Raw genomic sequence first — 13,716 nt, forward strand, 5'->3', positions numbered from 1 at the left:
ATTACAAATCCCGATTAGCATTATTTAGTATAAGGGAGATTATGATACAATAAAAGATATGAGGAAAATATGTATTCTTTTTATTTTCATGTTTGTATCTTTTTATACAAATGCTCAGTCTGCAGATTCAATAAAAATTGCGAAGTCGTTAATATTAAAAGGAAATGAAGCAATAAAAAACGACACGAATTTAGCAATAGAATATTTTAACAATGCAATATCTTTATCAAAAAGGCTTAAAATTAAAGACCTTGCAGCTGAAGCCTATTTTGAAACTGCCGAAATTTATACAATATTCGATAGTTTAACTAAAGCTAAACAATGTTACGAACAATCTGCATTGTTATATGAGCAAACAAATAATCTTGAAAGTGCATGCCAATCTTATATAGAATTAGGTAATTATTTATATGAAAAAAGTGAATTCAGGCAATCACATATTGCATATAACAGTGCAATGTCTTTATTAAAAGATTATAAAAACTATTTATTAAAAGCTGAGGTTCTAATTGGTTCGGGAAAAGTATTTACAAAACAAGGTAATATAACTCAGGCGCTTAATGATTTTGTAAACGCATTAGAGATTTATGAAAAAATTAATAATGAAAAGGGAAGAGCTGATGCCTGGAATCAGATAGGTATAATTCATTGGAAAGAAGGAAAGAATGCTGAGGCGTTATCTGCATATAAAAAAGCATTGGAAATTAGAGAAGGGCTAAAAGATAGTCTTGCAATGTCTGAATCTTATAACAATATTGGAATCATAAATAAACTCGAAAAAAACTATACAACTGCTTATGCATTGTATGTTCAGGCATTAGGGATTAGAAAAAAGTTTAACAATGAGAAAGGGGTAAGTCAGACTTTGTTTAATATTGGTTCTTTAAAATCTGAAATGGGGTTAATATCTGAAGCATTAGAATATTATAATCAGTCATATAAGATTAAAGTAAAATTAAAAGACGAATACGGCAAGCTTCCATGTTATTTGAACATCGGTGATGCGTATATGTTGTTAAAAAAGTATGAAGAAGCAGAAAAAAACTTTATTAACGGACTTTTACTTGCCGAAAAGCTTGGTGCAGGCGATTATCATCAGTCTTTTCATAGGGAGTTATCGAAACTTTTTGAAAAACAAAATGATTTTCAAAAAGCCTATTTTCATCATGTTAAATACATGGCCTTAAAAGATACCTTAATAAATGTAAGTAATAATTCTAAACTAGCTGAACTTCAAACAAAATATGACATCTCTGAAAAGCAGAGAAATATTGAAAGTTTAACACTTGAAAGAAAGCTGGATAAAGAAAAATATGCTCAGGAAATATATTTTAGAAATTCGTTAATTGTTATTATAATATTAATTCTAATCATAGTTTTTGCTGTATTAAACTGGGGCAGACTACTTAAAAAAAGTAACGTGCAGCTAGAAGAACAGAAAAAAATTATTGAACAACGTGAAAAAGAAAAGGAAGTACTTGTCCGTGAAATGCATCATCGTGTAAAAAACAATTTACAATTAACCTCCAGTTTATTAAATCTTCAGGCAAGAAAAATGACAGACAGCGAAGCTGTCCAATCACTTAAGCAGGCACGTGACAGAATACATGCAATAAGCTTAATTCATCAGAAACTGTATAGCAAAGATGAAATATCGCAAATCAATTTATTAGAATATATACCCGATTTGTGCAATGCTGTTGTGCAATCAAACTCACAACAAAATACAAAAGTTTTATTAGATTTTAAAATAGAGCCAATATTTATTTCTGTTGACATGGCTATTTCTATCGGATTAATTATTAATGAGGCAGTTATTAATTCTCTAAAACATGCCTTTAGTAAAGTTAGTGAAGGGGTAATAGAAATATCTGCAAACAAATCAGAAAACAATATTAATTTGTCAATTAAAGATAATGGATCTGGTATTCCCAAACTCGATAATTTAGATAATTTTGGTGGGTTTGGGTTTCAGCTATTGCGCTCGTTTACAACAAAATTATCAGGAAAAATGTTAGTTGAAAATAATAATGGAACAATAATTAAAATTCAAATACCTTTGTAACCGGAATATGGAAAAGAAAAGAATTTTTATTGTTGAAGATGATCCAATAATTGCTTCAGACCTTGAAGGAATATTAATAGACTTGGGTTATGAGGTATGCGGAATTTCGCATCAGCCATTTGATGCAAAGAAAAAAATTGAGCAACTTATTCCTGATTTGTTATTGTTAGACATTAATTTAAATAGCGAAATAGACGGAATAGATCTGGCAACATTAATTAAAAATCTGAATATTGGAATAATCTTTATTTCAGCATTTACCGATAAAAGCACAATAGACCGAGTAAAACAAATACAACCTCTGGGTTATATAATTAAACCATTTAACGAAAAGGAAATAGCAATTACACTTGAGTTGGCTTTTAACAATGTTCAAAAAGCTGAAATTGACAATAAGCTGGAAGTTGAAACTGGTTTCGTATTTGTAAAAACAAAGAATAATTTAAGCATTAAAATTAATTTCGAAGATATTTTAGTTGCCGAGGCTTACGATAATTATTCTTTTATTCATACTGTTCATGAAAAATTGATTGTAAGCTATACTCTTAAAGACCTGGAGCAACGAATTCAATCTCCATTTTTAGTTCGAGTGCATCGCACTTATATTGTTAACATTAAAAAAGTGGAAGCCATTCATTTAAACGCATTAATAATTGGAAAACACGAAATTCCAATAGGAAAATCATATCGTGAAGCGGTTTTGAAGTATTTCCCTACTTTGTAACAAATAATTCTAATCGGAGTTTATAACTCCGATTTAATTTCTATTAAATTATTCTCAAATAATTAAAAATCCCTTTACTCCCTTTTTCATTTCATTCACTCAGTTTTTTTATCCATTCACTTAGTTTATTATTTACATAAGTTGCATTGGGCTTATGTTTGCAAAAACATTAAATCAATTATAGCTTATGAAAAACTTATTTTTTATTGCAACGATCTTTATTGGATCACTATTAGTTTCTTGTGGTGGAGATACAAAGACTACAGATGATAGCAACGAAATACGTCCTCGTAACAACGGACAATTTCTAATGTATTATTATCCAACTTCTTCAATTTTTGGCTCTGAATTCGGGAAAGAGTTTGCAAAAAAAGATACTTGCATTGGTTTTCCATCATATATGACAGCTGATGAAGATGGTACTTTATATGGAAGTGTTGTTGGAACAGAAGTTAGTGTTATTAAATCAACAGATGGTGGTAAAACATGGGTGCCGGTAGAAAATCTTGATACAGCTAAAAATCCTTATGCGTCTTATGTTATTACTGCCGGAAAATCAAAAATGCTTTATGCATTAAGTTCACAGGGCTTGTTTTATATTTCTAAGGATGGTGGAAGTAATTGGGAAAAGAAAACTTCTCCTTGTTTAAAGGATACAACACATTCCAGTCCGGGCTTTGGACCAGAAGCATGGCTTGCAGTTTCTGCAGATGGTAAAAAAATTCTTGCACAGGCATGGTATTTTGAAGAAACAGTTTTGTCTATTAGCGAAGATGAAGGAAATACATGGACAGCGATTACTCCTCCAACAGAAAGAAATTCATCAAGAGGTGTTGGTTTCTGTAGCGATAGAATAGTTTATTCGTCATACGATCAGATTTTTTATACAGATGATAATGGTAAAACATGGTTAAATTCTACGCCGGATAAATTATTTTCTCCAAAATCTGAAAGCTCTTATTATGGTTATCGTCACTTTATTACCGACGGAGATCAGTTTGTGTTAGGCGTAGAAGTTCCATCTGCAGCATCAAGCCGCAGCGAAAAAAATCAATATCCTGGTGCTATTTTCTTATCAAAAGACGGTGGAAAAACATTTGAAACTCTTCCTTTTCCTTATGATGTTGATCCTACTCCAAATACTTCAGATGAGTATGTTTATTTAACATTTCTTGCAAAAAAATTGAAATAGTGTTATTTGTTAAAACAAAATAAAATAAATAGCAATGAAAAAAATACTTTTAATAGCGGTTATTTTAAACTCTTTATCATTATTGATAAATGCACAAGAGTCAAAGTTTTATGTAAATAAAGCAACTGTAACAAGTGCTGATTGCGATTGTAAGACAATAAAGTCAATAAAAGTTACTATTCCACTTCCATCAGGATTGGCGGCTTTTGATAACTATCTTTTATATATTAATTTAAGTAGTCTTGATGTGCCAACCTATATTAGTTTTGATAAAAAAGATATAGCAGCAAAACTATCAGGTAAAAAAGAATATACTGCTTATTTGTTAAAAGAAGATGGAACATCTGATTTTACTTTTGACGATGCTGGTTTTTCAAAAAAGGATTTATGTAGTACTCCAAGAATGTGGGGAATGACAGAAATGACTATGGATGCCAGTGGTATAGGATATAAAATAATAGGCTCACATTATGAAGATAAATGGAATGAGTACTATAAAAAATGGGAGAGTACTAAAATTGATGATTGGGACGAAGGTGTTATTTATGGATCAGGAAGTTTAACAATTAAACAAGCACCTCTTTCTGATGGATTTTATGATGAGAATGAGTTTATTTTTGTAAAAGCTGCGAATGCTGATAGTGCAAGCTATTCAATATCAAGCGAAATTGAAGTTAAGGGTCAGTTAGCAATTGAAGACAAATCGGAAGAGTTTAAAACTATTATTACTTATGCCTATTTTCAAAATCAGGGTAATAGCTTTGAAGAACTAAAAAATGTTGTACTTCAGGCGTTAAGTGCAAAATTTCAGGTAGGGCCTGTACATAATTTTTATTGGTTACAGAATATGCAGTTAGCTGCAAAAAAAGAAATTCCAGGTAAATCATCCGAGTTTTCTAAAGTAACCATAAATGGTATTTCATATGAAACTGCATCTTATGCACAAGGTAAAACAAAAGAGAGTAGTGCATATAACCCTTCTGATATTCCTGGTTTTTATGCCACTTATTATCTGGCCAAAGTGGGAACATACGATTTAATTATTGTTTCATTCACAGACGGAATTGATCCAAATGATGTAACAATTAAAAAAATTGATCAGATAACAAGTAAATGGTTAAATGCAACAACGTACAAATAATTTATAATGTTTGTTTACCAATAAGGATCTGAAATTTTTCAGGTCCTTATTTTATTTTTCAGGATTAACACAATATTTTGAATTGTTAAAGAGTTATTTTTAAAATAATTCTTTAAAATTAAAATGAAGTTTTCTTTATTTTTTCTTTTTGGATTATTTTTTTCTGCTTGTTATTCTCAGCAGAAGAAACAATATGAATTATATTTTGATTCTGATAAAGCGTTATTGAGTCAATCTTCTGTTAATACTATCGATTCATTGTTGGTTTTAAATAATGTCGAAAATATTAGTTCTGTAAATATTTATGGATATTGTGACAGTATTGGAAATTTTGATTATAATAACAAGCTATCTATTAGACGTGCCGAGAGTGTAAAAAACTATTTTAATGTTAAAGGTGTTGTTTCAGATTCAATTAAAATTAAAGGATTTGGGAAAACAAACTTAAAGTATAAATCAGAAAAATGGGATAAAAACCGAAGGGTAAGTATTGAATTATGCTTTAAGAAAAAAATACCGGTAAAGAATGTTGTTGTAGACAAACCAGTTGCGGTAATAAAACCTAAACAAGAAACAATTAAAAATGAAATTGCTGAATTTGTCAAAAAATCAGAAGTTGGCGATAAAATTGCTCTTAAAAATATTACGTTTTATGGGGGAACGCCCCAACCAATGCCAGAATCATTTAAAACCCTTGAGAAACTTGTTAAAACATTAAATGAGAATCCAACATTAGAAATTTGTATTGAAGGTCATATTTGTTGTCATAATAATGATGATGATAATTTATCTGGACGCAGAGCAATGGCGGTTTATGATTATTTAATAGGTTTTGGTATTGACAAAAACCGTCTTTCTTATAAGGGATTTGGGCGCACAAGACCTCTTACCGAGGAGCGAACATCGGCAGAACAACAAATGAATCGCAGAGTTGAAATAAGAATTATAAAAAAATAAATTTTCTAAATAACTTTAGACACTTTAGTCACTATAAATATTTTAGTCACTTTTTTAGTACCACTTATAAATCTTTAAACCTACAAAGAAAGTTGTTAGTCCTGTAAGCGATAAAATTAACAATGGCTGTATTATATCCATAACACCATAGCCCTCATTAATAATACTTCGTAAGCTGTCCGCAAAAAGTGTAAGAGGTAAATATTTAATAATTGGAATTATAACATCAGGAAAATTACTATAGCTAAAGAAAATTCCAGAAAGTAACATCATAGGCATTGTTATGGCACTAATAAAACCATTACCAACCTGAGTGTTTGCGGTACGTGAAGCAAGTAAAATAGACAACCCCATAAAGAAAAAACTACCGCTGATTAAAACTGCAGCGAATGCAATTAAGCTCCCTTGAATTGTAACATCGAACACATAATATGCAAATGTTAATAAAGCAATTGTTTCAAGTATTGCAAAAACAAAGCGTGAGATGAACATTGTTATCATAAACAATGATTTCTTCATAGGCGTAGCAACAAGCCTTCGCAATAATTTTTTCGATCTTTTTTCAATTAATCCGTAACTAATGCCCCATAGGCAGGAACTCATTATTCCCATAGCAAGTAAACCGGGTACAAGAAAGTCAATATATCGTGTACCTTTTGTTTCTAAAGGTTTTATTAATGTGTTTGGAGTAATAAGATTCTTTCCGTTCATCATCCCGGAAATAGTTATGTATGCAAGTCTTGATGCAGCATTGGCAGGATCGAAATGGTAATTTATTTTTCCGTTATTTTCGGTAAGAATAATTTCAATTTGTCCGCGTTTCATCATTATTTCACTTTCGTTCCATGTGGAAGGAACAAAGTGAGTAGTTGTTTTTCCAAGTTCGTTGTTATCAACAGTGTTCTCATATTCATCTTTTTGAGAAATGTCTTTACTGCAATTTTTATCTAGATATGCTTTTAATAAAGAACTATCGGTTGTTGCTGGTAAAACAATAGCTGCATGTTGTGTAATGGCAGGTTTATCAGAAAAAGCCATTCCTAAAGCAAATGACATTAAAATTGTAAAAATAAACGACCAGAAAAGTGCACCCGGCTCGCGAAAAAATTCTTTGAACTGTATAGTTAATAATTGTGTAAATTGCTTTAACATTTCTCTTTGATTAATCGGTTAACTTTCTGCCTGTCATTCTAATAAAAAGATCGTCGAGTGTAACATATCTACAGCGAAGTTCAGAAATTTTACAATCGGCATTGTTTAAATAGCTTACCATTTCTGGCAGAAAAGCGGAAGTGTTATCAACACTCATTGTAACAACGTTTGTAGAATCTTCCCATTGAATTTCGCGTAAATCTTTAAACTTACTAAAATCCGGGAATTTCGTTTTATCTAATACTTTAAATTGAACTATTTCGCTGGTTTTAGATTCGGCTATAAGTTGTTCCAGAGTTCCTTTTGCAAGAACTTTACCCTTGTCAATAATCACAATTTTTTCGCAAAGATTTTCGGCTTCTTCCATGTAATGTGTTGTGAGTATCATTGATGTTCCATGATTCTTTTTCAGTTCATGAAGTATTGACCATATCTCTCTTCTTGCAGTAGGATCAAGGCCTGTAGTGGGTTCATCAAGAATTAACAGTTTGGGATTATTTAAAAGTGCAATTCCCAATGCAAGCTTTTGGCGTTGTCCACCCGAAAGATTTACAACATACGATTTGCGTTTTTCCTGTAAATTAACAATGTTCAGAATGTCCTCAACTCTGTTATCATTTAAACCATAAAATGAAGCAAACATTTTTAAAGTTTCTGCAGCTGTTAATTTATCTTCAAACTTTGTTTCCTGAAATGATAGTCCTATTTGTTTATAAAGCTCGTCTTTATTACCACTCCAGTGTTTTCCAAATAATGTTATTTCTCCACTGTCCGGTTTTTGTATTCCTTCAATTATTTCAACTAAAGTTGTTTTTCCGGCACCGTTTGGTCCAAGTAATGCTGTAAACTCAGAAGGCATTATTTCAAGGTCAACACCGGCAAGAGCAATAACATCTTTAAATGTTTTTTTGATGTTTACAGCCTTTACAATGGGTTGAGTATTTGGGTCAATCATTTATTTCTAAATTAAAAGAATGGCAAATGTAAGAAAATAGGAGGAGTTGTGAATGTTAATTTTTATGAAGAATGATTGTCACAGATTAACAGATCTTTTGTCATTCTGAATTTAGCATCGGCGGGGTGAAGAACTTTTTCTCCGAAGGAAATCTGGTTCGGGTATTTAGACTAGATTTCTCGCTCCACTCGAAATGACAAACTGTATTCATAGAAGAAATATATATTAGTTTAGGCAACCAAAATAGTTAAAACTTGTCTTAACAAAGCAACTAGATTTAATCGTATGAGAATTTTAGTAATTTCATTTATAATTATATTTCCTTATGTTGTGCATTGTCAATCGTTTTATAAAAGATATGGCAATTCATATTCAGGAGCGGCTTTAACTGTTTCTAATGATAGTAATTTATTAATTGCTACAAGTCCTCCCGGATTACTTAAAACAGATTTATCAGGAAATTTCATTTTTCAGAAATCATATTCAGGATTTTCAAATTCAACAGTTACTAACTTTATAGTAGCTTCTGAAGAAAATGGTGCTTATATTTCACTTATGGAATATTATTCATCTGATATTTATGCCTGGATTTTAAAAGTTGATTCCATTGGCAATCCGATTTGGGCAAAAAAAATATCACGCTCTTCAAGAACTACAATAAAAGGAATGATAAAATTACATGATGGTAATTTATTAATTTCTGGAACTGATAGTTCAAGTGCGATGATTGTAAAAATGGATACAAGTGGAAATGAGATTTGGTCTAAGCATTTTCATAACAGTTTTCAACAAACACAAACAGTTAGTAGTCCAATTGAATTACCTGATCATTCAATTCTTTTTTGCGGTGGGATTTTAGATTATTTTAATTGTTTAACACAATATCCACCATATTTTCCTCAGACGCTTTGTACGCAACTTGCATATACCTCAAAGTTAGATTCAGCAGGAAACATTATTTTTAGCAAGGGATTTTATTATACAACAGAACCTTATTCTCAGTATGGGATAGTACTTTTTGGCACAAATGTTTTTTATTCTTCTGAAAATAAAATTTATGTAAGTTTTGGTTACCATTATAATAATTTTTATAGTGGAGCTCAATTTTCTTTAGCTAAACTTGATAACAATGGAAATTTTGAATCTGCTTTAACTGGATATAACGTGGCTCCATTTCGAGTAATTAATGAAGATTCAAATCATTTACTTAATGTTTTATTTCCTGGAGGAGCCAGCGGGGATATTTATTTTAGTTATAGTTCAACATTATATAAAATTGATCCTGATTTTACTTCTATAAGTTATATACAGTATTTTCCATTTGGTTCACCAGACTATCCTAGTTTTGGAAAACTTTGGTTTAATGACGAGCTTGTTTTATCAAATAAAGAGCTTGTTTATGTAGGAAAAATTGTTGATTCGCAATATATGAGTCAGAGTGGAATTTCATTAGTGTTATGCGATTCTACAGGTCTTGAAGATTGTATTTCATATCCTGGAGGTCCATATATACCTTCTGTTGATTCTGCTTATTCTACTCACAATCTTACTTTGCAGGTAGATACAGGAATAACAATTCAAAACATTTTAATTTCATCAAATAACATTATTCCTAATATTTGTTCATGTTTAGATAATCCTATAGCAAACTTTTCATATACAATTGTTGATTCTGTTGTTAGTTTTACCAATACAAGTACTTCTGCAAACATATATCAGTGGTATTTTGGTGATAATGTGACTAGTACTGAGGAGAATCCAACACATACTTATTCTGACACAGGAACTTATCAGGTAAATTTGTATGCTTATAATAGTTGTGGAGTTGATTTTGTTTCTTTTCTAATAACTATGAATTTAAGTTCAATAAAAAACAATTCTTTTTCAAATACTGTTATTGGTTTATACCCAAACCCAGCAAATTCCATATTGCATATAAATACTGAATATTTATTTGAACACTATGAAATAATAAATTCAATAGGAGAGGTGCTATGTAGAAATAAATACACAAACGAGATTGAGGTGAGTTTTCTAAATGCAGGTATTTATTCTCTAAGGCTTATAAACTCAAATAAAACAATAGTTAAAAATTTCAGTATTGTTAAATGATTTACTCAATATAAAACCTCCATGCACAAAAATGCGAATCTGGATGTTCATCAGGAGGGCAACAAATGCAAGAAGTTTTAATTCTTGGATCAATGGCTTTCGCAAATTCCGGGAATTCAATTATTCCGGCTGATTTGCAAGGATAATCATCTAGTCCTTTACGTTTACGTGCAGATTGTACACGGCAATCATCCATGCTGAAAACAAAGCTATTTCCAGTTTCCTCGATAATTGATTGCTTGTTAATAAAGGAATATAATCTATATTTAAATGCTTGTTTTAAGCCCTCTAAACCTGGTAATTCCGGCAGATTCAAAAGTCTTTTAATCGACCATGCTTCAAAGGGAGCAAATTGTGCCCAACTTGCATCATTGCAATGTTTAGCATCTGCCATACCTGAAGTAAATTCAATAGCCTGAAACCATATACCGTCATTTGCAAGCCAGTTAATTGCAACTCCTTCGCGTAATTCATTTAGCTTTTCACTTGGTAAATTTACAAGTCCTGATGGAAGTGAATCCGTCATTTCAAAACCCATGATTTTTGAAAGTCTTTTCATTTGAATCTCATAGCTTTGTTTGTAAACAGTATCTAAAATTTCATAGGCTTTTACTTTCCCAAGTTTTTCCGAAACCTCTGCAAACCAAATAGCATGGTGCATTGAAATACGATGAAAAAAATCGATTATTAATCTTGCTGTTTCAATATTATTATTGTTCATGCTTTTCTGTTTTGTAAAACATTCTGCAAGATAAAGAATAAAATTAAATTTTCTCAGAGTCCCTTTCAGGAGACTCTGAGAGAAGATGAGGAAATTGAATAAAAATAGTCAGGTTGAAAGACTAGACTGCAATTAAAATCTATTTGTGTAATACCAAAGTGAATTAATACTTAGTCCAATTTGTAACATCACAAACCACAGTCATCCTGAGGTTCTCGAAGGATTTGCCCACAATCCCTCACACATGTTTCGAGAGCCTCAACATGACTCCGTATATTGGACTAGTTTGTAAACCAGTTTATCTCAGAGTCCTTTTTAAGAGACTCTGAGGGAAGGTGAATACTATAGTGGTTCGTGAAATGCGAATAAATGAAATAAAAACAGTCAGGTCGAAAGACCTAACTGCAGTTTAAACTCGTTTGTGTTTTAAACTCCGTAGGAGTTTAATGTTTATAAAAACAAAGAAAAAAGAAAGCAGCTCCAGAGGAGCTGAATGTAATTACAAATACTCCTGAATTTCAACCTCGCCCTTTAGTGCCAGATATCCGTTATATGCCAGAGCTTCCATTTCGCTTTCTCCAGGATATATTCTAACAGGTCCGAGATGTTTAACCCTTTCTGTTATTTTTTCAACTATATATTTGCTGTAAGCAATACCACCTGTAAGCAGGATACCGTCAACTTCTCCTTTTAAAACAGTACTGCACGATCCGATTTCTTTTGCAATCTGATATGCCATTGCATCATATATAAGTTTGGTATAAACGTCTCCTTCTTCTATCAACTTTTCGATTTTAGTTCCATCGTTTGTTCCTAAATATGCACATAAGCCACCATAGCCCTTAATTTTTTTCAGTATTTCTTCTTTTGAGAATTTACCCGAAAAACAAAGTTCAACTAATTGACCAACGGGTAAGCCACCACTACGTTCAGGTGACATTGGACCATCGCCATTCAGACCGTTGTTAACATCAATAATTCTTCCTTTATAATGCGCGCCAACAGAAATGCCACCACCTAAATGTGCCACAATAACATTTATGTTTTCGTAAGAAACGCCTTGATCTTGTGCATACGTTCTTGCCACAGCTCGTTGGTTTAGTGTATGTAAAAAACTTTTACGAGGAAGTTCTGGCATTCCTGAAATTCTAGCAATATCTTCTAGTTCGTCTACACAAGTTGGGTCAACAATAATAGCAATTACGCCATTTCCTATTTCTTTTGTTAATTCGTTTGCAATAACTCCGCCTAAATTTGATTCATGCTCTCCCATTGGATTGCTGATATCGCGAAGCATATTTTCGTTAACTCTGTATACACCGCCTTTAATAGGTTTTAACAAACCACCACGGCAAACAATTATTTCAAAATTTTTGATGTCAAACCCTGCTTTTGCTAGCTCCTCAGAGATTTTGTTTTTTCTGAATTCAAATTGATGTGAAATTTTCTGGAATTGTCGAAGTTCTTCCTGTGTATGTTTGACATTTGTTAAAAAAATATTTTTGCGACTTTTATAAACAGCTATTTTTGTTGATGTCGAACCCGGGTTAATCGCTAAAATTAGGTGGTCCATAGTATTTAATTTTATAATTTTTTAATATATAAAAACTCAAATTGTCATACTGAACGAAGTGAAGTATCTATATTTAGATTCTTCGCTTCGCTCTGAATGACAAAATTTAATAAAGAACTTTATTTAGTTATAAATAACGTCTATTTTGCAATAAGTGCAGCTAAGGCAATAGAATATAGCTTTGTTTGTTCGCTATCGCCACGTGATGTTAAAACAGCAGGAACTTTGGCTCCAAAAACAACTGCACCAAGCTCGCCGTTACTTAATTTTGTACTTGATTTAAAGAAAACATTGCCAGATTCGATATTTGGAAACAATAAACAATCAGCATCACCTGCAACAGGACTTACTAATTTCTTAATTTCGCAGCTTTCTTTATCAATAGCAACATCCAAAGCAAGAGGACCATCTACTAAAGCACCTTTAATTTGTCCACGGTCGGCCATTTTGGAAATAATTGCAGCATCAACGCATGCCGGCATTCCTGGCATCATTTGTTCGGTAGCAGCGATAATAGCTACTTTTGGTAAATCAATTTGTAAAGCTTTAGCAGTTCTTATTAGATAGTTTGCAATAGTAATTTTTTGTTTTAAATCTGGAGCAGGAATAATTGCAACATCAGATACAATCAACAATTTATGATAATTTGGAACTTCAACTACAGAGACGTGACTAAGTGTAGCATTTGAGCTTTCCATAATGCCCTTGTCTTTGCTCAATATAGCACGCATGTATTTATCTGTGCTAACAAGTCCTTTCATTAAAATATCACCTTCGCCTGCATTAATAAGAGCGACTGCTTTTTCTGCAGCTTTTACTTCGTCAGCTTCCTGTACTATTTTGAATTTTGTGACATCAATTTTATGTTCCAGACAAACTTTTTTAATAGTTTCCTCGTCTCCAACTAAAGTTGCATCAATTAACCCTTTTTCAACTGCCTGACTAACCGCACCAATGGTATGTGAATCGTTTGCGTAAGCAGCAACTAATCTTTTTTTACTTTTGCTTTTAAGCACATCAAACATTTGAGCCAACTTTGTTATTTCCATAAAATTTTTATTTAATTGTTTTTTAATAAATGTTATTGAAAAGTCTGCTAATTTATTAAAAAAACAGTAGAAATG

The 13,716-nt window shown here is 31.8% G+C and carries 11 protein-coding genes; 6 read left to right on the top strand and 5 right to left on the bottom strand.

All coding sequences use genetic code 11. The features are described 5' to 3' along the window. The first annotated feature begins 58 nt into the window (after positions 1–58). From HY951_14795 to HY951_14815, 5 genes are all read left to right on the top strand, one after another. Complete coding sequence (locus HY951_14795) at positions 59–2,065, top strand: tetratricopeptide repeat protein (GenBank protein MBI5541330.1); 2,007 nt, start codon at positions 59–61, stop codon at positions 2,063–2,065. Positions 2,066–2,072: 7 nt separating this feature from the next. Then, a complete protein-coding gene (locus tag HY951_14800) occupies positions 2,073–2,789 on the top strand; it encodes a response regulator transcription factor (protein MBI5541331.1) in 717 nt (238 codons plus the stop codon). A 187-nt stretch (positions 2,790–2,976) separates the two neighbouring features. Beyond that, positions 2,977–3,981 carry a hypothetical protein gene (locus HY951_14805; GenBank protein MBI5541332.1) on the top strand — a complete coding sequence of 335 codons (1,005 nt, stop codon included), beginning with the start codon at positions 2,977–2,979 and terminating at the stop codon, positions 3,979–3,981. Positions 3,982–4,015: 34 nt separating this feature from the next. After that, positions 4,016–5,122, top strand: a complete 1,107-nt coding sequence (locus HY951_14810; protein ID MBI5541333.1) for a hypothetical protein — start codon at positions 4,016–4,018, stop codon at positions 5,120–5,122. A gap of 123 nt (positions 5,123–5,245) precedes the next feature. Continuing rightward, complete coding sequence (locus HY951_14815; GenBank protein ID MBI5541334.1) at positions 5,246–6,079, top strand: OmpA family protein; 834 nt, start codon at positions 5,246–5,248, stop codon at positions 6,077–6,079. 54 nt (positions 6,080–6,133) lie between these two features. Here HY951_14815 and HY951_14820 read toward each other — a convergent pair whose 3' ends face one another. Beyond that, complete coding sequence (locus HY951_14820; protein ID MBI5541335.1) at positions 6,134–7,231, bottom strand: ABC transporter permease; 1,098 nt, start codon at positions 7,229–7,231, stop codon at positions 6,134–6,136. Between the two features lie 10 nt (positions 7,232–7,241). Then, entirely contained in the window at positions 7,242–8,186 is a 945-nt protein-coding gene (locus HY951_14825) for an ABC transporter ATP-binding protein (protein MBI5541336.1), read from the bottom strand. Between the two features lie 285 nt (positions 8,187–8,471). Here HY951_14825 and HY951_14830 point away from each other — a divergent pair, with 285 nt between their 5' ends. Then, on the top strand, positions 8,472–10,298 hold the full coding sequence (locus tag HY951_14830) for a PKD domain-containing protein (protein ID MBI5541337.1): 1,827 nt from the start codon (positions 8,472–8,474) through the stop codon (positions 10,296–10,298). A gap of 1 nt (position 10,299) precedes the next feature. Here HY951_14830 and HY951_14835 read toward each other — a convergent pair whose 3' ends face one another. The 3 genes from HY951_14835 to HY951_14845 form a co-directional block, all read right to left on the bottom strand. After that, on the bottom strand, positions 10,300–11,019 hold the full coding sequence (locus HY951_14835; GenBank protein MBI5541338.1) for a cytosolic protein: 720 nt from the start codon (positions 11,017–11,019) through the stop codon (positions 10,300–10,302). Between the two features lie 499 nt (positions 11,020–11,518). Further along, positions 11,519–12,592 carry a butyrate kinase gene (gene buk, locus HY951_14840; protein MBI5541339.1) on the bottom strand — a complete coding sequence of 358 codons (1,074 nt, stop codon included), beginning with the start codon at positions 12,590–12,592 and terminating at the stop codon, positions 11,519–11,521. Between the two features lie 140 nt (positions 12,593–12,732). Further along, the gene (locus HY951_14845; GenBank protein MBI5541340.1) at positions 12,733–13,641 is read right to left on the bottom strand and encodes a bifunctional enoyl-CoA hydratase/phosphate acetyltransferase; all 909 of its coding nucleotides are present in this window, start codon (positions 13,639–13,641) and stop codon (positions 12,733–12,735) included. Positions 13,642–13,716 lie beyond the last annotated feature (75 nt).

The sequence above is a fragment of the Bacteroidia bacterium genome (genome assembly GCA_016218155.1).
GTDB lineage: Bacteria > Bacteroidota > Bacteroidia > Bacteroidales > GWA2-32-17 > GWA2-32-17.

Coding starts and splice junctions, on each gene's coding strand:
- HY951_14810 (MBI5541333.1), top strand. CDS start 4,016: ATGAAAAAAATACTTTTAATAGCGGTTATTTTAAACTCTTTATCATTA.
- HY951_14820 (MBI5541335.1), bottom strand. CDS start 7,231: ATGTTAAAGCAATTTACACAATTATTAACTATACAGTTCAAAGAATTT.
- HY951_14800 (MBI5541331.1), top strand. CDS start 2,073: ATGGAAAAGAAAAGAATTTTTATTGTTGAAGATGATCCAATAATTGCT.
- buk (MBI5541339.1), bottom strand. CDS start 12,592: ATGGACCACCTAATTTTAGCGATTAACCCGGGTTCGACATCAACAAAA.
- HY951_14825 (MBI5541336.1), bottom strand. CDS start 8,186: ATGATTGACCCAAATACTCAACCCATTGTAAAGGCTGTAAACATCAAA.
- HY951_14815 (MBI5541334.1), top strand. CDS start 5,246: ATGAAGTTTTCTTTATTTTTTCTTTTTGGATTATTTTTTTCTGCTTGT.
- HY951_14805 (MBI5541332.1), top strand. CDS start 2,977: ATGAAAAACTTATTTTTTATTGCAACGATCTTTATTGGATCACTATTA.
- HY951_14795 (MBI5541330.1), top strand. CDS start 59: ATGAGGAAAATATGTATTCTTTTTATTTTCATGTTTGTATCTTTTTAT.
- HY951_14845 (MBI5541340.1), bottom strand. CDS start 13,641: ATGGAAATAACAAAGTTGGCTCAAATGTTTGATGTGCTTAAAAGCAAA.
- HY951_14835 (MBI5541338.1), bottom strand. CDS start 11,019: ATGAACAATAATAATATTGAAACAGCAAGATTAATAATCGATTTTTTT.
- HY951_14830 (MBI5541337.1), top strand. CDS start 8,472: ATGAGAATTTTAGTAATTTCATTTATAATTATATTTCCTTATGTTGTG.